An 18589-nucleotide genomic window follows, 5' to 3' on the forward strand; every position below is an offset into this window, starting at 1 on the left:
ATGGACAGCGCCAAGATCGGCCAATTTCTCAGCGACAAGTGGGACAACGACATCGTCCCGCAATTGGTCGATTACATCCGTATCCCCAACAAGTCGCCGATGTTCGACGCCAACTGGGTCGCCAACGGCTACATGGACCAGGCCGTGGGCCTGATGGAGAACTGGGCCAAGGCGCAGAAGATCCCCGGCCTGCAGGTTGAAGTGGTGCGCCTGGAAGGCCGTACCCCGCTGATTTTCCTGGAAATCCCGGCCACCGGCCCGGAGACGGGCGACGACACCGTGCTGCTCTACGGCCACCTGGACAAGCAGCCGGAAATGACCGGTTGGGACGACGACCTCGGCCCGTGGAAGCCGGTACTGCGCGGCGACAAGCTGTACGGCCGCGGTGGCGCCGATGACGGCTACGCCATCTTCGGCTCGCTGGCCGCCGTGCTCGCCCTGCAGGAGCAGGGCCTGCCCCACGCCCGCTGCGTGATCCTGATCGAAGCCTGCGAAGAATCCGGCTCCTACGACCTGCCGGCCTACGTCGACCACCTGGCCGACCGCATCGGCCAGCCGTCGCTGGTGGTCTGCCTGGATTCGGGCTGCGCCAACTACGACCAGCTGTGGTGCACCACCTCGCTGCGCGGCCTGACCGGCGGCAACTTCTCCGTGAAGGTGCTCAACGAGGGCGTGCACTCCGGCGATGCCTCCGGCGTGGTGCCGTCCAGCTTCCGCCTGCTGCGCCAGCTGCTGTCGCGCATCGAGGACGAAAAGACCGGGCGCATCCTGCTCGACGGCCTGCACACCGAGATCCCGGCCGAACGCCTGGAGCAGGCCAAGCGCGCCGCCGAGGTGGTCGATACCGCCATCTTCGACAAGTTCCCGCTGGTCGATGGCCTCAAGCCGATGAACGACGACCTGACCGAGCTGGTGCTCAACCGCACCTGGCGCCCGGCGCTGTCGGTGACCGGCATTGGTGGCATGCCGCCGCTGGAATCGGCCGGCAACGTGCTGCGCCCTGAAACGGCGGTGAAGCTGTCGCTGCGCCTGCCGCCGACCGCCAACGGCAAGGCCTGCGGCGAGCTGCTCAAGGAAGCGCTGCTGCGTGACCCGCCGAACGGCGCGCACGTCAGCCTGGACCTGGAAAAGGCCTCCACCGGCTGGAATGCGCCGGCGATGGCGCCGTGGCTGGAGAAGTCCATCGACGACGCCAGCCAGGCCTTCTTCGGCAAGCCGGCCATGTACATGGGCGAAGGCGGCTCGATCCCGTTCATGGGCATGCTGGGCGAGAAGTTCCCGGGCGCGCAGTTCATGATCACCGGCGTGCTCGGCCCGCACTCCAACGCGCACGGCCCGAACGAGTTCCTGCACATCCCGATGGGCAAGCGCGTGACCTCGTGCGTGTCCAAGGTGCTGTTCGACCACCACGCGGCCAGCCTGCGCGGCGAGACCAGCGGCTCCAAGGTGCATGCCGACAGCGGCACCCGCCACGGCGGCCACGGCTGCTGCTGAGCCCGGCCGGCTTGATGACGGACGCAGCCCGGCCTTGCTAGGCTGCGTCTTTCCTTCTGGCAGGCACGCACATGAGCGGACTGTTTGGCAGTGACAGCTGGCTGTACATCATCCTGATCGGCTTCTTCGTCGGCCTGCTGGGGCGGTTCTTCATGCCCGGCAACAACCGCATGGGCTGCCTGCTGACCATCGTGCTCGGCATTGCTGGTGCCGTGTTCGCTGGCTGGTTCGGCCGCGAGATGGGCTGGTACTCGGCGGGACAGCCGGCCGGCTTCCTCGGCGCCATCATCGGTGCAGTCGCCATCCTCGCCCTGCTGCGGCTGATCAGCGGCAACAAGCGCTGAGCCTTCCCGCCGCATTCCCTGGTTCCCGGCGTCGCAAGGCGCCGTTTTGACGCACCCGTCCATGACCGATCCCGCTACCGACCCGCTGCGCGCGCAGCAGCGCCTGCACTGGGCACGTACCGCCCTGGGCGATGCCGATGCCGCGCTGGAGCGCGCCTCGGTCGACGCCGGCTTCCGCAGCTACTGGCGTGCCACCGGCGCACGCGGCAGCCACATCGTGATGGATTCGCCGCCTGGGCTGGAAGACGTCACGCCCTGGCTGCGCATGCATGACCTGCTCGCCCCGCATGGCGTGCGGGTGCCGCAGGTGCTTGCCCGCGACGTCGACAACGGCTTCCTGCTGCTGGAAGACCTCGGCGTGCCCACCCTCGCCCGCCACATCAACGAAGACAACGCCGATGCCTGGTTCGAGGCGGCCTTCGACCAGTTGATCCGGCTGCAGTCGATCCCGGTCCCGGAGGGGCTCGGCGTGTTCGGCGAAGCGCTGTTGCAACGCGATGCCGGCCTGTTCGACGAATGGTTCCTGCGCAAGCACCTTGGCCTGCAACTGGACTGTGCAGAGGTCGACCGGCTTCAGCGGGTCCAGCGCCGCCTGATGGACAACGCGCTCGACCAGCCGCAGGTGCTCACCCACCGTGACTTCATGCCGCGCAACCTGATGCCGGTCGGCGACACGCTGGCGGTGCTGGATTTCCAGGACCTGGTGCGCGGGCCGATCGCCTACGACCCGGCCAGCCTGTTCAAGGACGCGTTCCTGAGCTGGCCGCTGGCACGCGTGGATGGCTGGCTGGCGCGCTACCACGCCCGCGCGCAGGAAGCCGGCCTGCCGGTGCGACCGTGGCCGTTGTTCCTGCGCGATGCCGACTGGATGGGCGTGCAGCGCCACCTCAAGATCCTGGGCCTGTTCGTGCGCCTGCGCGACCGCGACCACAAGCCGCACTACTACGCCGACGCACCGCGCTTCCTCCGCTACCTGGACGAAGTGCTGCCACGCCATCCGGAGCTGGCCCCGCTGCACGACCTGTTCGAGCGCCGCATCAAGCCTGCCCTGGCTGCCAAGGGCGAGGCATGAAGGCGCTGATCTTTGCCGCCGGCCTGGGCGAACGCATGCGCCCGCTGACCGACCACACGCCCAAGCCGCTGCTGCCGGTCGCCGACACACCATTGATCGAATGGCACCTGCAGCGCCTGGCCGCATTGGGGATCGACGAGGTGGTGATCAACACCAGCTGGCTGGCCGAGCAGTTCCCGCAGCAGCTGGGCGATGGCAGCCGCTGGGGTCTGCGCCTGCATTTCAGTTACGAAGGCCCAACGCCACTGGAGACCGGCGGCGGCATGTGCAACGCACTGCCCCTGCTCGGCGATGCGCCGTTCATCGCGGTCAATGGCGATATCTGGAGCGATTTCGATTTCGCGCGGTTGCCGTCCACGCTGGCGGGCCTGGCGCACCTGGTGATGGTCGACAACCCCGAGCATCATCCGCGCGGCGATTTCATCCTTGGCCAGGACGGCCAACTGCGCGACGACGGTGATGCCCCACGGCTGACCTTCGCCGGGATCGGCCTGTACCGGCCGTCACTGCTGCAGGACTGGCAAACCGTGATTGGTGATGTCCAAGGCAGCGACGCGGTGCCACCACGTTTCAAGCTGGCGCCGTTGCTGCGTGCGGCGATGGCGCTGGAAGCGGTCAGCGGCCAGCACCATGCCGGTGCCTGGACCGATGTGGGTACGCCGCAGCGGCTGCAGCAACTGGATGCGCGGCTGCGCGGCACTGGCGGCTGAGACTCGCGTTGCGGCAGTGGCGTGGCAGAGCGCTTACCCCTCCCCTTCGCTGCGCGAAAGGCAGGGGGCAAGAGCGGGTTTCGCTGCCATCTGTTCGACCGCGCGAAATCACCTCATCCCTTTCGCACAGCGAAGGGGAGGGCTGGGGAGGGGTGCGCGCTCCAACGACCAATAGAACAACAACACGGGAGTTCCATCCCAGCCCAGGCGGCCGGGCTTACTCGCCGCTACCCGCTTCCAGCACGCGCTTGAGGAACGGTACGGTGATGCGCCGCTTGGCCGCCAGCGATTCGCGGTCCAGTTTCTCCAACAGCGTCACCAGCCCGCTCAGGTCGCGGCCGGTGCGGTTCAGCAGCCAGTCCAGCGTGGCCTCATCCATCACCAGCCCACGCCGCACCGAACGCTCGCGCAGCACCGCCGCGCGGCCTTCGTCGTCGAGCGGGTCGAGCATGATGCGCCCGCATTGCGACAGCCGCGAGCGCAGGTCCGGCAGCACCAGCCCCAGCGCGTCGGGCGTGCAGCGCGCGGTGTACAGCAGGGTCACATCGGCCGCGCGCGCGCGGTTGTGGAACTCGAACAGGGTGACTTCCTGCTCGCGACGGCCGGCGATGTACTCCAGCCCGTCCAGCGCCACCACGTCATGGCCTTCCAGGGCTTCCAGCGCCTCGTCCAGGCGCTTGCCGGCCGCCTGCAGCGGCAGGTAGGCCGGGCGACGCCCGGCTTCCAGCGCGGCGGCACAGGTGGCCAGCGACAAATGCGTCTTGCCGGTGCCACCGGCACCGGCAAGGAATATCCAGTCGTGGCTGCTGCCGACGGCAAGCGCGCGCAACTGGGCCAGCGCGCCATCCGGCGCGCCGATGAACGTCTCGAATCGCTGGTCAGGCGGATAGCGCAAGGCCAGCGGCAACTGCGGCACACTCACTTCGGTTCTACATCCTTCGACACGATGGCCAGTTCCGTCGGGGCATCACTGCTCCGCGGGTCCAGCACGATCGTCGGCCCATGGCCTGCGTACAACTCACTCTGGCGATAACGTTCGTGCGCGTAGCGCAGCAGCACGTTGATCACGGCTGCCGCCGGCAGGGCCAGCAGCATCCCCAGGAAACCAAACAACTGGCCACCGGCCATCACCGCGAAGATCACCGCCACCGGGTGCAGGCCGATCTTGTCGCCGACGATACGTGGGGTCAGCACGTAGCTTTCCAAGAGCTGGCCGACGGTGAACACCACGCCCACCAGCACCAGCAGCTTCAGGTCGAACCCCTGCGCCTGCACCAGCGCGGCCAGCACCGCCATGACCACGCCGGTGGTCGCGCCCAGGTACGGGATGAAACTGATCAGGCCAGCCACGATGCCGATCAGCAGGCCCAGCTTGAGCCCCACCACCGACAGGCCCACCGCATACACCACGCCCAGCGCGATCATCACCGCGATCTGCCCGCGGATGAACGCCCCGAGCACCTCGTCCGATTCCTTGGCCAACCGCGAGACGGTTTCGATGTGGTTGCGCGGGATCACCGACGCCACCCGCTCCACCAGCTTGTCCCAGTCACGCAGGAAGTAGTACGCCAGGATCGGCAGCAGCGCCAGGTTGACCACCCAGGCCACCATCGCGAAACCCGAGCGCGACAGGTAGCCGAAGAAGGTGCTGGCCACGCCGCCGGCCTGCTGCCAGTGGCTGCGGATCCAATCGATCAGGCGGTCCGGGTCCAGCCAGCCCATCAGCTCAAGGCCGGTCTTGGCCTCGATCCACGGGATCGCCGTGCCCATCAACCAGGCCTGGCCCTGCGGCAACGCGGCCACCAAGGTGGTGATCTGGCGCTCGATCATCGGCACCAGGATCAGCAGCGCCAACACCAGCAACAGCACCATCAGCGCGAACACCATGACCACCGCGGTATTGCGCGAGCGGCCACGTGCCTCCAGCCGGTCCACCAGCGGGTCGCCCAGCCAACCCAGCATCAGCGCGACCACGAACGGGGTCAGGATCGGCGCCAGCAGCCACATCACCCACAAGCCGAACGCGGAGAGCACCATCCATTTCAGGCGGCGCAGGAACAGTGCGATTTCTGCTTCCGGGGTTTCGGTGCTCATCGAATGCGGTACTCGCCCTGCTTGCTGCCGGTGTCGGTGCCTTCGGTCGCATCGCCGTCCTGGACCGCCTGGCCAACCGGCTGCAGCGGCGAATTCTGGCCCAGCATGCGGTTCAGGCCCGGCAGGCCGGTCATCAGCTCCACGTCCAGCTCCAGCCGGTCACCGTTGGCCTGGACCGGGATGATCGACTTGACCACGGCCGCGCCCTGCAGCGCGGAGGCCGCCCGCAGGTAGTCGTCGGCACCGCGGATGCCGTTGATCGCGATGCGGTACGTGCCCGCCGCGCCGGCCACCGGGGCCTTGGCATAGCGACGCACCAACGCATCGGCGGCACCGTCGGCGCCACCGGCCATCGCGCGGCGGGCATCGCCATCACGGGTGGTCCACTTGGACAGTTCGCGGCCGTTGTCGACGAACACCCAATCGGCCTGCCAACCGCCACCGCCGGCGCGGTAGAGCTTGCCCACCAGCTGCATCGGCGGCGCGTAGCGCGCCGAGGCGCGTGCGACCGCGGTGGTGTCCTGGCGCCAGATCGCGCCGACCAGCGCCTGCTCGGCGGCGCCGCCGGCCGGCAGTCCCAGCCGGTAGCCGCGCTCGATCGCGCGGTCCAGCAACGGGCGGGCCGCATTGGCCTGCTGGGTGCCGACCAGGCGCGGGCCGCTGCCATCGTCGATGGCCAGCCAGATCACCGGCTTGGGCCGTGGCTGCGGCCAGACCGGCAGGCCCAGCGCGGCGACCAGCCCGTCCACATCGTCCTGGCGGAAGCGCGCGACCAGCATGGTCCGGTAGCTCGGCGCACCGCTGGCGCCGACGCTCTGGTCCTGGCGGTAGTCGTAGCTCTCGACCATGTCCTTGGCGCTGCGCAGCGCCTGCGCCACGCCCGGGCGGGTCATCGCGGCGCGGTCACCGGACAACTTGCCCAGCACCGCGCCCAGCGCGCGCGCCAGCGCACCGCCGCGGTCGGCGTCGCTCTGGCTGTTGACCGGCACTTCGGCCTCGTAGGTGCCGCTGGCATTGGCGACGTCCCCTTCGGTACGCATGCCCGACTGGGCCAGCGCACCGCCGCCCAAGGGCAGGCAGAGCGCCAGAAACAGGATTGTGACCAGGCTGCGACGCATTGAATATTCCATTGCTCGACGGTTCCGGGGGGAATTGTTGCCCGAATGGGGCCTTCGCGCCAACGTGGCCTGTTAAAATCGACCGTTCACCCCGCCAGCGCAGCCGACCGTGACCAGCACCCCGACTTCCGCCAACTCTCCCCTCACCTACCGTGACGCCGGTGTCGACATCGACGCGGGCAATGAACTGGTGGAGCGCATCAAGCCCTTGGTCAAGCGCAGCTTCCGCCCGGAGGTGATGGGCGGGCTGGGCGGCTTCGGCGCCCTGTTCGACCTGTCCAACAAGTACCGCGAGCCGGTGCTGGTGTCCGGTACCGACGGCGTCGGCACCAAGCTGAAGCTGGCCCAGCAGCTGGGCCGCCATGACACGATCGGCATCGACCTGGTCGCCATGTGCGTCAACGACGTGCTGGTGCAGGGCGCCGAGCCGCTGTTCTTCCTGGATTACTTCGCCACCGGCAAGCTGGACATCGACACCGCCGCCGCGGTGGTGGGCGGCATCGCCAATGGCTGCACCGAAGCCGGTTGCGCCCTGATCGGAGGCGAAACCGCCGAAATGCCGGACATGTACGCTCCGGGCGAATACGACCTGGCCGGTTTCACCGTCGCGGCCGTGGAAAAGAGCGAGCTGAAGGACGGCTCGGCCGTGCAGCAGGGCGACGTGCTGATCGGCATCGCCTCCTCCGGCCCGCACTCCAACGGCTACTCGCTGGTCCGCCGCATCTACGAGCGTGCCGGCAGCCCGGCCGAGCTGGTGCTGGAGAACGGCGTGAAGCTGGTCGATGCGCTGATGGCGCCGACCCGCCTGTACGTCAAGCCGCTGCTGTCGCTGCTCAAGGAACACGGCACCGCCATCCACGGCATGGCCCACATCACCGGTGGCGGCCTGACCGAGAACATCATCCGCGTGGTACCCGAAGGCCTGGGCCTGGACATCGACGCGCGCAGCTGGACGCTGCCGCCGGTGTTCCAGTGGCTGCAGCGCGAAGGCAACGTCGCCGACAGCGAGATGTGGCGTACCTTCAACTGCGGCATCGGGTTCGTGCTGCTGGTGCCGGCCGACCAGGTCGCCGCCATCAACGCCTCGCTCGACGCCCTGGAACTGGCGCACTGGCAGATCGGCGAGGTGGTCGCGGCCACCGGCACCGAACGCGTGCGCATCGGCTGAAGCCCCTCCCGACCCACAAGGTGCCACTCATGGACGCAGTGAACGCCCCCGTTCCGCCGCCACTCGACCTGCCCGCAGAGGACGCCAACCACCTGCGCCTGCTGTCGATCTTCCACTACGTGCTGGCGGGGTTCACCGGCTTGTTCTCGCTGTTCCCCGTCCTGCACCTGGTGCTGGGGCTGGCCATGGTGTCGGGCAAGTTGCCGGTGGACGCGAGCAACCCCAACGCGGAGCTCGAGCCGCAGCTGGTCGGCTGGTTCTTCGTCGCCTTCGCCGGCATCTTCATCACCTGCGGGCTGACCCTGGCCGGCTTCATGGTCTACGCCGGGCGCTGCCTGGCGCAGCGCCGGCGCCATACCTTGTGCCTGGTGGTGGCCGGCATCTCCTGCATGATGATGCCGTTCGGCACGGTCCTCGGTGTATTCACCCTGATCGTACTGTTGCGCCCCCAGGTCAAGGCGGCCTTTGCTTGAACCCTGTCCTGTCGCTGCCTTCCCCGCTGCGGGGCCGCCTCGCATGAACACCGCGAAGAAACTCGCCTTCGGCGCCGTGCTGGCGGTGTTCCTTGCCACCTGGATAAAGCCGTTGTGGCCGCTGGAGCAGTCACTGCACAGTTCGCTGACCATCCTTGGCCTGGCCGGCCTGTGGTGGGTGGACCGGCGCTGGCGCCTGGGAAATGGCGCCTTCATGGCGATCTGCGGCTTCATCGCCATCCATTGCATTGCCGCCCGCTGGCTGTACTCCAACATTCCCTATGACCAGTGGCTGCAGTCGCTGGTGGGCTGGTCGCCGGACGCCGCCTTTGGCTGGAAGCGCAACCATTTCGACCGGTTGATCCATTTCCTGTACGGGGTGTGCTTCACCCCGGCGCTGGTCCAGCTGGTCCGCCATGCCTGGCCGCGGCTCCGTTTCGGGCACGCCTTCACCCTCGCGGTGATGACGATCATGTGCTCGAGCCTGGTCTACGAGTGGTTCGAATGGGGCATCGCGCTGGCGCTGTCCCCCGACGCGGCCGAGGCCTACAACGGCCAGCAGGGCGATCCCTGGGATGCCCATGCCGACATGCTGCTGGCCACGCTGGGCAGCCTGCTGGTCTGGCCGTTGGCCCGCAAGGCGCTTGCATGAACACCCGTTCACGCATCGCCGTGCTGGCGTCCGGTCGCGGCAGCAACCTGCAATGCCTGCTGGACGCCATTGCCGGCGGCCAGCTGGATGCCGAGATCGTCGGCGTGCTGTCCGACAAACCGGCCGCGGCCGCCCTGGGAAAGGTACCGCCAGCCCTGCGCTGGGCACGCTCGCCGCGCGAATTCGACAACCGCGAGGCCTTCGACGCCGCGCTGGGGGATGCCCTTGCCGCCTGCCGGCCCGACTGGGTCATCTGCGCCGGCTACATGCGCATCCTCGGCGCCGCGTTCGTGGAACGCTTCCAGGGCCGCCTGGTCAACATCCACCCGTCGCTGCTGCCATTGCACAAGGGCCTGGATACCCACGCCCGGGCAATCGAGGCCGGGGATGCCGAGCACGGCGCCAGCGTCCACTTCGTGGTTCCTGAACTGGATGCCGGCAACGTCATCGCCCAGGCACGGGTACCGGTGCTGGCCGGCGACAGCGCCGAGCAGTTGGCCCGGCGCGTGCTGGCGGTCGAACACCCACTGCTGCTGGCAACCGCCCGGCTGCTGGCCGCCGGACGCGTAGCTGAACAGGGAGGCATCATCCAGCTGGATGGTCAGTCCCTGCTCAGCCCGCTACGCCTAGATTCCGACGGCACGCTGGCTGGCTGATCCCGACATGGCGCTGACCCGCGTGCTGGCATGATCCCTCCCTCCCCTTTCGCCTGACGGCTGCGCATGACCCTCAAACCCTTCAAATGGCTGGTGTTGGGCTCGTTGCTGGCGACCGCCGGAGGTCAGGCGCAGGAACAGGCGCCGGTCCCGCCGACGGTCGTCGCGCTGCCGGCGATGGAATGGACCCCGCCGCCGCTGGAGCCCTTCGTGGCCACCTACCAGGCCTTCTACAAGGGCAAGGAAGCCGGCGACGCCACCATGCGGGTGGTGCGCGGCGAAGGCACGCAGTGGCGCGTGGACATGGGCGTGCATGGCAAGCGCGGCTTCGCCAGCGTGCTCGGCCTGAACCTGGAGCAGAGCACCGTCTTCAACAACGAAGGCAACGTGTACACGCCACTGAGCCAGAGCACGGTCAAGAAGGCGTTGTTCCTGGGCAAAAAGGTCACCGGCACCTACAACTGGCAGACCGGCACCGCGCAGTGGCAGGGCGACCTGAAGAAGGAACGGCAGCAGCCGATCCCGCTGCAGCGGGGCGACCAGAGCGCGCTGCTGCTCAACCTGTCACTGATGCGCGATGCCATGCCCGGCAAGACACTGCAGTACCGTTTCGTCGACGTTGGCCGGGTACGCCAGCACGAGTACCGCGCCGCCGACGCCACCGAGAACGTGCAGGTCGGCGAGCTGAGCTACGACGCGCTGCGCGTGTACCGCACCAACGGCGGCAACGACGAGATGATCATGTGGATCGCAAACGGCGTGCCGACGCCGGTGCGTATCCTGCAACGCAAGGATGGGCAGGATGAGATCGACCTGCGCCTGATCGAATACACAGGAGCCTGAGCATGAAGACCCTCTTCCGTATCGCCGCCGCCTCGGTGCTGGCCATCGCCAGCCTCCCCGCCCTGGCGCTGGAGCCGTTCACCGCCAACTACCAGGCCAGCTACATGGGCATGCAGGCCAATGGCGTGATGACCCTGGCCAGCGAGGCGAACAACCGCTGGCGCTACAGCCTGCAGATCAAGAACCCGATGGCCGACCTGAGCCAGAGCACGGTGTTCGAGGAACAGGGCGGCACGCTGCGCCCGCTCTCCAGCCATGACCGCTCGGTGCTGCTGATCAAGCGCAAGCAGGTGGACGCGCGCTATGACTGGAACACTAACCAGGCCACCTGGACCGGTGACGTGAAGGCCGACCGCAGTGGCCCGATCAGCCTGCGCGCCGGTGACATGGACGCCCTGCTGATCAACCTGGCGATCGCCCGCGACCTTGCCGCCGGCAAGCCGCTGACCTACCGCATGGTCGACGACGGCCGCATCAAGCCGATGACCTACCGCGTCATCGGCAAGGAAAACGTCACCGTCGATGGCCGCTCGCAGGAAGCCACCAAGGTGTCGCGCGTGGACGGCAACAAGGAGCAGATCGCCTGGATCGTCCCCGGCATGCCGGTGCCGGCGCGCCTGCTGCAGCGTGAGAACGGCAAGGACGCGCTGGACCTGACCATCCGCTCGATCCACTGAGTCGTGCCCGCGGCTGGCCCCTCGGGGGCCGGGCGCAGGTCGCACCGCACGGTGACGACCGCCGCCCGGTCACCGCGACATGCAGAAATGCAAAAAAGAAGCCTCCTGTCCGGAGGCTTCTTTCATTCGGCGGCGTCCTTCTTGAACACCGTGCGGCAGTCGCGGCGGAATTCCTCACCGCTGCTGCGCCACACGAAGCTGCGGCATTGCCGGTTGCCTTCCTCGGTGTCCTTCACCTGCACGGCGTAGAAGGCCTGGAAGAACTCCTCGCCACTGACCTGGCCATCGCCATTCCAGTCCATCTGCTCCTTTTCCACGCCACGGGTGATCGCCACGCCGCTATACCAGCCCCAGCCCAGCCAGGCCAGGGCCATCAGCACCAGGACCAGCAATGCCTTGCGACGCGGGGTGAAACGGCCCTTGAGGATCATGACACGCGCCGGATGCTGGCACCGAGGGCACCGAGTTTTTCCTCGATGTTCTCGTAGCCACGGTCAAGGTGGTAGATGCGGTCGATGGTGGTGTCGCCCTCGGCCAGCAGGCCGGCCAGGATCAGCGAGGCCGAGGCGCGCAGGTCGGTGGCCATCACCGGCGCACCGCTCAGCCGCTCGGCGCCGCGGACGATGGCGGTATGCCCTTCCACCTGGATGTCCGCGCCCAGGCGCAGCAGCTCGTTGACGTGCATGAAGCGGTTTTCGAAGATCGTTTCCTTGATCACGCCCACGCCGTCGGCCACGCAGTTCATGGCCATGAACTGGGCCTGCATGTCGGTCGGGAAGGCCGGGTGCGGCGCGGTGGTGATGTTCACCGCCTTGGGCCGCTTGCCGTGCATGTCCAGGGTGATGGTGTCCTCGGTGGTGCTGATCTCGGCACCGGCCTCGACCAGCTTCTGCAGCACCGCGTCCATCGTGTCCGGGCGCGCGTTGCGCACGACGATGCGGCCGCCGGTCATCGCCGCGGCGACCAGGAAGGTGCCGGTCTCGATGCGATCCGGCAGCACCGCGTGGCGGCCGCCGTGCAGGCGCTCCACGCCCTCGATCACCAGCCGTGCGGTGCCGATGCCCTCGATCTTCGCGCCCAGCGCGATCAGGCAGTACGCCAGGTCGGACACCTCCGGCTCCATCGCCGCGTTTTCCAGGACGGTGGTGCCTTCGGCCAGCACCGCGGCCATCAGCACGTTCTCGGTGCCGGTGACGCTGACCATGTCGAACGTATAGCGACCGCCCTTCAGGCGACCGTCGACATGCGCCTTGATGAAACCGTTCTCGACGTTGATGTGCGCACCCAGCGCCTGCAGGCCCTTGATGTGCTGGTCGACCGGACGCGAGCCAATGGCGCAGCCACCCGGCAGCGACACTTCGGCCTGCCCGAACTTGGCCAGCAGCGGCCCCAGTACCAGGATCGAGGCACGCATGGTCTTGACCAGCTCATACGGCGCGACGTGCTGGTCCACGCTGCGCGGGTCCACCACCACCGCGCTGCCGCGCGACAGCGTGCCCTGGTCGATGGTGACCTTGGCGCCCAGCTCGCCGAGCAGCTTCACGGTGGTGATCACGTCGTGCAGGTGCGGCACGTTGGTGATTTCCACCGGCGCATCGGCCAGCAGGGTGGCGCACAGGATCGGCAGGACGGCGTTCTTGGCGCCGGAGATATGAACCTCACCGTTCAGCGCCTTGCCGCCGGTGACTACGATTTTTGCCATGGATGTGGAAGCCGGAATAGGGGAAATGGAGGTGCGCCGGCTCAGCCGGCTTCACCCGGGGTAACGGTCTTGAGCGCCAGCGCGTGGATCGCGCCGCCCATCAGGTCGCCCAGCGTCGCATAGACCATGCGGTGGCGGGCCAGCGGCAGCTTGCCGGCAAAGGCCTCGCAGACCACCGTCGCTTCGAAGTGAACGCCGTCTTCACCCTGCACGTCGGCACGGGCGCCGGGCAGCCCGGCTTGGATAAGGTTTCGGATGGTCTCGGCGTCCAAAGCGCTTTCCTAATAAAATGAACGTCCATTCTACTATTCCGAGTGGCGCCCGCATGGCTGCTTCCCCGCTTTCTCTCGATACCCTGCGTGATACCGACCTGGTCGCCAGTGGCCGGCGCGTGTTCGAGATCGAACGTACCGAGCTGGACCGCGTGGGGGGCCGCATCGGCGCCGAGTTCGCCGCCGCCTGCCGGCTGGTGCTGGCCTCCCCGGGACGGGTGGTGACCACCGGCATGGGCAAGTCCGGGCATATCGCGCGCAAGATCGCCGCCACCCTGGCCTCCACCGGCACCCCCTCCTTTTACGTGCACCCCGGTGAAGCCGGGCATGGCGACCTGGGCATGATCACCGAGGACGACGTGGTACTGGCGCTGTCCTACTCCGGCGAGTCGGACGAAGTGCTGATGCTGCTGCCGGTGCTCAAGCGCCAGGGCAACCCCCTGATCTCGATGACCGGCCGGCCCCAGTCCAGCCTGGCCAAGGCCGCCGACGTGCACCTGGACGTGAATGTGGACCACGAGGCCTGCCCGCTGGCCCTGGCCCCGACCTCCAGCACCACCGCCTCGCTGGCGATGGGCGACGCGCTGGCCTTGGCCCTGCTCGACGCGCGCGGCTTCACCGCCGACGATTTCGCCCGCTCGCACCCGGCCGGCAGCCTGGGCCGGCGCCTGCTGCTGCACATCACCGACGTGATGCACAGCGGCGCGGACCTGCCCAGCGTGCCCGAGGACGCCAGCCTGAGCCAGGCGCTGATGGAAATGAGCCGCAAGCGCCTGGGCATGACCTCGGTGGTCGATGCCGACGGCCGCCTGGTCGGCCTGTTCACCGACGGTGACCTGCGCCGTGCCCTGGACACCGACGTGGACGTGCGCACCGCCGGCATCGCCCAGGTGATGACCCGCGGCCCGCGCACCATCGGCGCCGACCAGCTGGCCGTGGAAGCAGCACGTTTGCTGGAGAAGCACAAGATCAACGGCCTGATCGTGGTCGATGGCGACAATCGCCCGGTCGGCGCCCTGAACATTCATGACCTGTTGCGGGCAAAAGTGGTTTAAACCCCGCACAATCCCCCATCTACCCCGAAATGCCCGCCGCAACGGACCTTGCCCGCTGATGCCCTATTCCCCGCTCGACCACTTCCCCGCCCCGCTGCACGCCGTGGCCGCACGTATCCGGCTGGCCTGCTTCGACGTGGATGGCACGCTGACCGACGGCCGCCTGTACTACGACCATGCCGGCAACGAGAGCAAGGCGTATTACGTGCAGGACGGGCTTGGGCTGAAACTGCTGCAACAGCACGGCATCCATCCGGTGTTGATCACCGCCCGCAACAGCCTGTCGGCCCAGAAGCGTGGTGCTGACCTGGGCATCGACACCCAGATCGCCGTCGGCGACAAGCTGGCCAGCGTGCGGGCGTTGTGCGAGCAGCACGGTATCGGCCTGGACCAGGTGGCCTTCCTCGGCGACGACCTGCCGGACCTGGCCCCGCTGGGCGCGGTCGGGCTGGCCGTTGCCCCGGCCGACGCCCACCCGTGGATCGCCGAACGCGTGCACTGGCAGACCCGTGCCGCCGGCGGCCGGGGCGCGGCGCGCGAGCTGTGCGACGCCCTGCTGGCGGCGCAGGGCAAGGTGGAAGCCGTGCTGGCGAGGTACGCCTGATGAACTGGCGCACCGTCCTGGGCGTCGGCCTGTTCATCGCCGCGCTGGTCACCGGCATTTCGGCCTGGCGCCATCGAACCGTGGCCGGCCCGGAACAGATCAGCGAGAACGTCAACGACTTCGTGCTCTCCAACTTCGAGATCATCAGCCTGGACGAGGAAGGCAAGGAGTCGGCCACGCTGCGGGCACCGGCGATGCAGCGCAAGCGCGCCGACCAGACCTCGACCATCACCCAGCCGCTGTTCCTGCTGCCCGATGATGCGGGCAACCACTGGGAGTTGCGCGCCGATACCGGCTGGGTCAGCCCCAAGGGCGAGGAGCTGCGCCTGCGCGGCAACGTGGCCGGTGACAGCCCCAAGGACGGCAAGACCCCGCCCACCACCTTCCGCACGACCTCGCTGGATATCTTCCCGAAGCAGAACCTGGCCCGTACCGAAGCCCAGGTCACCCTGACCCGGCCGGGCCTGAGCCAGACCGGCGTCGGCTTCCAGTCCAACCTGAAAACCCAGCAGTACTCCCTCCAATCCCGAGTCAAGACCCGCTATGAACCCAATGCTGCCCGCTAAGCTCGCGTCGATCACCCTGCTCGCCGCCCTGCTCGCACCTGGCCTGGCGTGGGCCAAGAGCTCGGACCGCAACCAGCCGATGACGATCGACTCCAACAACAACGACTGCAACTTCAGCGACAACGGCAAATGCCAGTTCCGCGGTGACGTGGTGATCGTCCAGGGCACGCTGGAGATCCACGCCGACAGCGCCGACGTGATCCAGCGCAACGGCGAGACCGAGCGGGTGATCCTGACCGGCAAGCAGGCCACCCTGAAGCAGCAGATGGATGACAACACCTGGATGAACGCCCGTGCCGACAACATGGACTACAACATCAGCAGCGAAGTGATCATCCTCACCGGCAACTACAACGTCGAGTCCGAGCGCGGCACCAATGCCGGCCAGCGCATGGTCTACAACACCCGCACCGGCGCGATGCAGAGCGGCGGCGACGGCACCCGCGTGCGTACCGTCATCCAGCCCAAGGCCAAGGCACCGGCCGCGCAGGGAGACAAGAAGTAATGCTCGTCGCCCAAGGCCTGCGCAAGCGCTACAAGAACCGCGAAGTCGTCAAGGACTTCGGGCTCACCCTGGAAGCCGGCGAAGTGGTCGGCCTGCTCGGCCCCAACGGCGCCGGCAAGACCACCTGCTTCTACATGATCGTCGGGCTGGTCGCCGCCGATGCCGGCAGCATCGTGCTCGATGGCCAGGACATCACCGCCGACCCGATGTACTCGCGCGCCAAGCTGGGCGTGGGCTACCTGCCGCAGGAGCCCTCGGTGTTCCGCAAGCTGAGCGTGGCCGACAACATCCGGCTGGTGCTGGAGCTGCGCGACGACCTCGACGCCGAGGGCCGCGAGCGCGAACTGTCGGCGCTGCTGGAAGAACTGCAGATCAGCCACGTCGCCAGCCAGGCCGGCGCCAGCCTGTCCGGTGGCGAGCGTCGCCGCTGCGAGATCGCCCGCGCGCTGGCGGCCAAGCCGCGCATGATCCTGCTCGACGAACCCTTCGCCGGCGTCGACCCGATCTCGGTCGGCGAAATCCAGCGCATCGTCACCCACCTCAAGCAGCGCGGCATCGGCGTGTTGATCACCGATCACAACGTGCGCGAGACCTTGGGAATCTGCGACCGGGCGTATATCCTCGCTGAAGGCAGCGTTCTCGCGCAGGGGGCACCGGAACAGCTGCTGGCCAACACCGACGTTCGCCGCGTCTACCTGGGAGACGCGTTCACCCTCTGAGCCTGCGGCCAACGTCACGCCCTTCCCCGGACGGAACCCGGCATGAAAGCTCGGCTGCAGACATCGATGGGACAGAGCCTGGTCATGACGCCCCAGTTGCGTCAGGCCATCCGGCTGCTGCAGATGTCCAGCACCGAGCTCGAACTGGAGCTGGTCGAGGCGGTGGAAACCAATCCCCTGCTGGAATGGGCCGAGAACGGCGACAACGCTGGCGACGACGAGGCCGCGCCGGGCGCGTCCAGCGATGAAGCCCCGGCCGACCTCGGCCAGGGCGACATCAGCGACGATGGCGACAGCTGGGAAGGCCGGGATGAGGACTGGAGCAGCGGCCACGGCGGTTCCTTCGACGAGGACGGCGACGGCGACAGCCGCGAACAGGCCGCCGAAGCCGACACGCTGGCCGACCACCTGCTCTGGCAGTTGCACCTGTCCCACATCAGTGCCCGCGACCGCGCCATCGGCGTGGCCCTGATCGATGCACTGGACGAGGACGGCTACCTGCGTGAGCCGCTGCCGGGCATCGCCGAAACCCTGCTTCCCGATATCCATGCCGACGAGGACGAAATCCTCGCGGTGCTAAGCCAGATCCAGCGCTTCGACCCGGCCGGCGTGGGCGCGCGCTCGCTGGGGGAATGCCTGTCCCTGCAACTGGATGCCCTGCCCGCCGACACCCCGGGCCTGGTGCTGGCCCGCGGCATCGCCGCCGGCCCGCTGGAGCGCCTGCCGCGCGCCGGCATCCCCGGCATCGCCCAGGAACTCAAGCAGCCCCTGGACGCGGTCGAGCAGGCCGTGCAGCTGCTGCGCTCGCTGGACCCGCGCCCGGGCAAGCAACTCGGCGAACTGACCTCGGACACCTACGTGGTGCCGGACTGCGTGATCTGGCGCCAGCGCGGCATCTGGCGTTGCGCGCTGGCCGGCCACGCCGGCCCCCGGGTGGTCATCCACCGCGGCTACGAACAGTTGATCCGCCGCTGTGGCGATGCCGACGCCAGCTACCTGCGCGCGCAGCTGCAGGAGGCCCGCTGGCTGCTCAAGAGCCTGGAGGCGCGCGGCGAAACCCTGCTGCGCGTGGTCGGCAGCCTGCTGCACCACCAGGCCGGCTTCCTGGAATTCGGCGAACAGGCCCTGCGCCCGTTGACGCTGCGTGAAATCGCCAGCGAACTGGACCTGCACGAATCCACCATTTCCCGCGCCATCGCCCGCAAGTACGTGCGCACCCCGCGCGGCACCCTGCCGCTGCGCGCGTTCTTCGCCTCCGGCATCGATACCGAGGGTGGCGGCGAGGCGTCCAGCACCGCCATCCAGTCGATGATCCGCAACCTGATCGATGGCGAAAACCCGCGCAAACCGCTTTCTGACGCGAAGCTGGCTGAGCTGCTCAAGACCAGTGGAATACCGGTGGCGCGGCGCACCGTGGCGAAGTATCGTGAAGCCATGAACATTTCTGCCTCCCACGAACGCGTCCGCATCGTCTGAAGCTTTCGCTGGCTGGGCAGAGGGTTCATGAGGCAACCCCGAACCACAGGAGGAATCCGATGCGTATCGAGACGTATGGCCAGCAGATCGAAGTCACTCCCGCCCTGAAGGAGTACGTGGAAACGAAACTGGAGCGGGTGGGACGACACGTCGACCAGCACTGCGAGATACGGGTGCAGCTGTCCACTCGCAAGCCTGACTTCCTCGTCGTCGCCACGGTGAATCTGCCCGGGCGCACCCTGCATGCCGACGCCGCCGGCTCGACCATGTATGCGGCCATCGACGTCCTTGCCGACAAGCTGGACCGGTTGGTCATCAAGCACAAGGAAAAACATCTTCCCCACGCATCGCATGCACTGCGCGACAATGGCTGACAGCAGCCACTCTCC

At 67.9% G+C, this 18589-nt stretch carries 23 protein-coding genes; 17 read left to right on the top strand and 6 right to left on the bottom strand.

Going from position 1 to position 18589, the window contains the following annotated elements; genetic code table 11:
• From ACIPR8_RS13140 to murU, 4 genes are all read left to right on the top strand, one after another.
• Positions 1–1494, top strand: a complete 1494-nt coding sequence (locus ACIPR8_RS13140) for a M20 family metallopeptidase (RefSeq protein WP_446541319.1) — start codon at positions 1–3, stop codon at positions 1492–1494.
• A gap of 71 nt (positions 1495–1565) precedes the next feature.
• Positions 1566–1838, top strand: a complete 273-nt coding sequence (locus ACIPR8_RS13145) for a GlsB/YeaQ/YmgE family stress response membrane protein (protein ID WP_313253911.1) — start codon at positions 1566–1568, stop codon at positions 1836–1838.
• Between the two features lie 61 nt (positions 1839–1899).
• Complete coding sequence (locus ACIPR8_RS13150; protein WP_446541320.1) at positions 1900–2910, top strand: aminoglycoside phosphotransferase family protein; 1011 nt, start codon at positions 1900–1902, stop codon at positions 2908–2910.
• Complete coding sequence (gene murU / locus ACIPR8_RS13155; RefSeq protein WP_446541321.1) at positions 2907–3620, top strand: N-acetylmuramate alpha-1-phosphate uridylyltransferase MurU; 714 nt, start codon at positions 2907–2909, stop codon at positions 3618–3620. Before ACIPR8_RS13150 ends, murU begins: the two co-directional genes overlap by 4 nt.
• Before the next feature lie 217 nt (positions 3621–3837).
• Here murU and hda read toward each other — a convergent pair whose 3' ends face one another.
• The 3 genes from hda to ACIPR8_RS13170 are packed head-to-tail and all read right to left on the bottom strand — an operon-like array spanning position 3838 to position 6844.
• Entirely contained in the window at positions 3838–4542 is a 705-nt protein-coding gene (gene hda, locus ACIPR8_RS13160; protein ID WP_192286490.1) for a DnaA regulatory inactivator Hda, read from the bottom strand.
• A complete protein-coding gene (locus tag ACIPR8_RS13165; protein ID WP_132864744.1) occupies positions 4539–5714 on the bottom strand; it encodes an AI-2E family transporter in 1176 nt (391 codons plus the stop codon). The genes hda and ACIPR8_RS13165 overlap by 4 nt, the downstream gene beginning before the upstream one ends.
• Positions 5711–6844 (bottom strand): DUF2066 domain-containing protein, encoded by a 1134-nt coding sequence (locus tag ACIPR8_RS13170; RefSeq protein ID WP_446541322.1) that lies wholly within the window; start codon positions 6842–6844, stop codon positions 5711–5713. The genes ACIPR8_RS13165 and ACIPR8_RS13170 overlap by 4 nt, the downstream gene beginning before the upstream one ends.
• 97 nt (positions 6845–6941) lie before the next feature.
• Here ACIPR8_RS13170 and purM point away from each other — a divergent pair, with 97 nt between their 5' ends.
• The 6 genes from purM (at position 6942) to ACIPR8_RS13200 (ending at position 11301) form a co-directional block, all read left to right on the top strand.
• Complete coding sequence (gene purM, locus ACIPR8_RS13175) at positions 6942–8000, top strand: phosphoribosylformylglycinamidine cyclo-ligase (RefSeq protein ID WP_132864746.1); 1059 nt, start codon at positions 6942–6944, stop codon at positions 7998–8000.
• A 29-nt stretch (positions 8001–8029) separates the two neighbouring features.
• Positions 8030–8473: a hypothetical protein gene (locus ACIPR8_RS13180; RefSeq protein ID WP_446541323.1), complete on the top strand. Its 444-nt coding sequence runs from the start codon at positions 8030–8032 to the stop codon at positions 8471–8473.
• Positions 8474–8516: 43 nt separating this feature from the next.
• The gene (locus ACIPR8_RS13185) at positions 8517–9125 is read left to right on the top strand and encodes a DUF2238 domain-containing protein (protein WP_446541324.1); all 609 of its coding nucleotides are present in this window, start codon (positions 8517–8519) and stop codon (positions 9123–9125) included.
• Positions 9122–9781, top strand: coding sequence for a phosphoribosylglycinamide formyltransferase (purN, locus tag ACIPR8_RS13190; RefSeq protein ID WP_446541325.1), 660 nt, complete (start codon positions 9122–9124; stop codon positions 9779–9781). Before ACIPR8_RS13185 ends, purN begins: the two co-directional genes overlap by 4 nt.
• Positions 9782–9847: 66 nt before the next feature.
• Positions 9848–10624 carry a DUF3108 domain-containing protein gene (locus ACIPR8_RS13195; protein ID WP_446541326.1) on the top strand — a complete coding sequence of 259 codons (777 nt, stop codon included), beginning with the start codon at positions 9848–9850 and terminating at the stop codon, positions 10622–10624.
• 2 nt (positions 10625–10626) lie between these two features.
• On the top strand, positions 10627–11301 hold the full coding sequence (locus ACIPR8_RS13200) for a DUF3108 domain-containing protein (protein ID WP_446541327.1): 675 nt from the start codon (positions 10627–10629) through the stop codon (positions 11299–11301).
• Positions 11302–11423: 122 nt separating this feature from the next.
• Here ACIPR8_RS13200 and ACIPR8_RS13205 read toward each other — a convergent pair whose 3' ends face one another.
• From ACIPR8_RS13205 to ACIPR8_RS13215, 3 genes are read right to left on the bottom strand one after another with little or no spacing between them, the layout of a single operon-like run.
• Positions 11424–11732 (bottom strand): EF-hand domain-containing protein, encoded by a 309-nt coding sequence (locus ACIPR8_RS13205; protein WP_132864752.1) that lies wholly within the window; start codon positions 11730–11732, stop codon positions 11424–11426.
• On the bottom strand, positions 11729–13003 hold the full coding sequence (gene murA / locus ACIPR8_RS13210; RefSeq protein ID WP_446541328.1) for a UDP-N-acetylglucosamine 1-carboxyvinyltransferase: 1275 nt from the start codon (positions 13001–13003) through the stop codon (positions 11729–11731). The genes ACIPR8_RS13205 and murA overlap by 4 nt, the downstream gene beginning before the upstream one ends.
• Before the next feature lie 41 nt (positions 13004–13044).
• A complete protein-coding gene (locus ACIPR8_RS13215; RefSeq protein WP_446541329.1) occupies positions 13045–13275 on the bottom strand; it encodes a BolA family protein in 231 nt (76 codons plus the stop codon).
• A gap of 53 nt (positions 13276–13328) precedes the next feature.
• Here ACIPR8_RS13215 and ACIPR8_RS13220 point away from each other — a divergent pair, with 53 nt between their 5' ends.
• From ACIPR8_RS13220 to hpf, 7 genes are read left to right on the top strand one after another with little or no spacing between them, the layout of a single operon-like run.
• The gene (locus ACIPR8_RS13220; protein WP_446541330.1) at positions 13329–14330 is read left to right on the top strand and encodes a KpsF/GutQ family sugar-phosphate isomerase; all 1002 of its coding nucleotides are present in this window, start codon (positions 13329–13331) and stop codon (positions 14328–14330) included.
• Between the two features lie 58 nt (positions 14331–14388).
• Positions 14389–14934 (top strand): KdsC family phosphatase, encoded by a 546-nt coding sequence (locus ACIPR8_RS13225; RefSeq protein ID WP_132864756.1) that lies wholly within the window; start codon positions 14389–14391, stop codon positions 14932–14934.
• Positions 14934–15500, top strand: coding sequence for an LPS export ABC transporter periplasmic protein LptC (lptC, locus tag ACIPR8_RS13230; RefSeq protein WP_132864757.1), 567 nt, complete (start codon positions 14934–14936; stop codon positions 15498–15500). Before ACIPR8_RS13225 ends, lptC begins: the two co-directional genes overlap by 1 nt.
• A complete protein-coding gene (gene lptA / locus ACIPR8_RS13235; RefSeq protein ID WP_132864758.1) occupies positions 15478–16005 on the top strand; it encodes a lipopolysaccharide transport periplasmic protein LptA in 528 nt (175 codons plus the stop codon). The genes lptC and lptA overlap by 23 nt, the downstream gene beginning before the upstream one ends.
• Positions 16005–16724, top strand: coding sequence for an LPS export ABC transporter ATP-binding protein (gene lptB / locus ACIPR8_RS13240; protein WP_192286500.1), 720 nt, complete (start codon positions 16005–16007; stop codon positions 16722–16724). The genes lptA and lptB overlap by 1 nt, the downstream gene beginning before the upstream one ends.
• 42 nt (positions 16725–16766) lie before the next feature.
• Complete coding sequence (locus tag ACIPR8_RS13245) at positions 16767–18200, top strand: RNA polymerase factor sigma-54 (protein WP_446541331.1); 1434 nt, start codon at positions 16767–16769, stop codon at positions 18198–18200.
• Positions 18201–18259: 59 nt separating this feature from the next.
• Positions 18260–18574: a ribosome hibernation-promoting factor, HPF/YfiA family gene (hpf, locus tag ACIPR8_RS13250; RefSeq protein WP_132864761.1), complete on the top strand. Its 315-nt coding sequence runs from the start codon at positions 18260–18262 to the stop codon at positions 18572–18574.
• The last annotated feature ends 15 nt before the right edge of the window (positions 18575–18589 follow it).

This window comes from Stenotrophomonas sp. LARHCG68, from assembly GCF_052871705.1.

What these genes read in the sequence shown, in the direction of transcription:
- ACIPR8_RS13140 (WP_446541319.1), top strand. Translation starts at nt 1, where the DNA reads ATGGACAGCGCCAAGATCGGCCAATTTCTCAGCGACAAGTGGGACAAC.
- ACIPR8_RS13145 (WP_313253911.1), top strand. Translation starts at nt 1,566, where the DNA reads ATGAGCGGACTGTTTGGCAGTGACAGCTGGCTGTACATCATCCTGATC.
- ACIPR8_RS13150 (WP_446541320.1), top strand. Translation starts at nt 1,900, where the DNA reads ATGACCGATCCCGCTACCGACCCGCTGCGCGCGCAGCAGCGCCTGCAC.
- murU (WP_446541321.1), top strand. Translation starts at nt 2,907, where the DNA reads ATGAAGGCGCTGATCTTTGCCGCCGGCCTGGGCGAACGCATGCGCCCG.
- ACIPR8_RS13165 (WP_132864744.1), bottom strand. Translation starts at nt 5,714, where the DNA reads ATGAGCACCGAAACCCCGGAAGCAGAAATCGCACTGTTCCTGCGCCGC.
- ACIPR8_RS13170 (WP_446541322.1), bottom strand. Translation starts at nt 6,844, where the DNA reads ATGGAATATTCAATGCGTCGCAGCCTGGTCACAATCCTGTTTCTGGCG.
- ACIPR8_RS13180 (WP_446541323.1), top strand. Translation starts at nt 8,030, where the DNA reads ATGGACGCAGTGAACGCCCCCGTTCCGCCGCCACTCGACCTGCCCGCA.
- ACIPR8_RS13185 (WP_446541324.1), top strand. Translation starts at nt 8,517, where the DNA reads ATGAACACCGCGAAGAAACTCGCCTTCGGCGCCGTGCTGGCGGTGTTC.
- purN (WP_446541325.1), top strand. Translation starts at nt 9,122, where the DNA reads ATGAACACCCGTTCACGCATCGCCGTGCTGGCGTCCGGTCGCGGCAGC.
- ACIPR8_RS13195 (WP_446541326.1), top strand. Translation starts at nt 9,848, where the DNA reads ATGACCCTCAAACCCTTCAAATGGCTGGTGTTGGGCTCGTTGCTGGCG.
- ACIPR8_RS13200 (WP_446541327.1), top strand. Translation starts at nt 10,627, where the DNA reads ATGAAGACCCTCTTCCGTATCGCCGCCGCCTCGGTGCTGGCCATCGCC.
- ACIPR8_RS13205 (WP_132864752.1), bottom strand. Translation starts at nt 11,732, where the DNA reads ATGATCCTCAAGGGCCGTTTCACCCCGCGTCGCAAGGCATTGCTGGTC.
- murA (WP_446541328.1), bottom strand. Translation starts at nt 13,003, where the DNA reads ATGGCAAAAATCGTAGTCACCGGCGGCAAGGCGCTGAACGGTGAGGTT.
- ACIPR8_RS13220 (WP_446541330.1), top strand. Translation starts at nt 13,329, where the DNA reads ATGGCTGCTTCCCCGCTTTCTCTCGATACCCTGCGTGATACCGACCTG.
- ACIPR8_RS13225 (WP_132864756.1), top strand. Translation starts at nt 14,389, where the DNA reads ATGCCCTATTCCCCGCTCGACCACTTCCCCGCCCCGCTGCACGCCGTG.
- lptC (WP_132864757.1), top strand. Translation starts at nt 14,934, where the DNA reads ATGAACTGGCGCACCGTCCTGGGCGTCGGCCTGTTCATCGCCGCGCTG.
- lptA (WP_132864758.1), top strand. Translation starts at nt 15,478, where the DNA reads ATGAACCCAATGCTGCCCGCTAAGCTCGCGTCGATCACCCTGCTCGCC.
- lptB (WP_192286500.1), top strand. Translation starts at nt 16,005, where the DNA reads ATGCTCGTCGCCCAAGGCCTGCGCAAGCGCTACAAGAACCGCGAAGTC.
- ACIPR8_RS13245 (WP_446541331.1), top strand. Translation starts at nt 16,767, where the DNA reads ATGAAAGCTCGGCTGCAGACATCGATGGGACAGAGCCTGGTCATGACG.
- hpf (WP_132864761.1), top strand. Translation starts at nt 18,260, where the DNA reads ATGCGTATCGAGACGTATGGCCAGCAGATCGAAGTCACTCCCGCCCTG.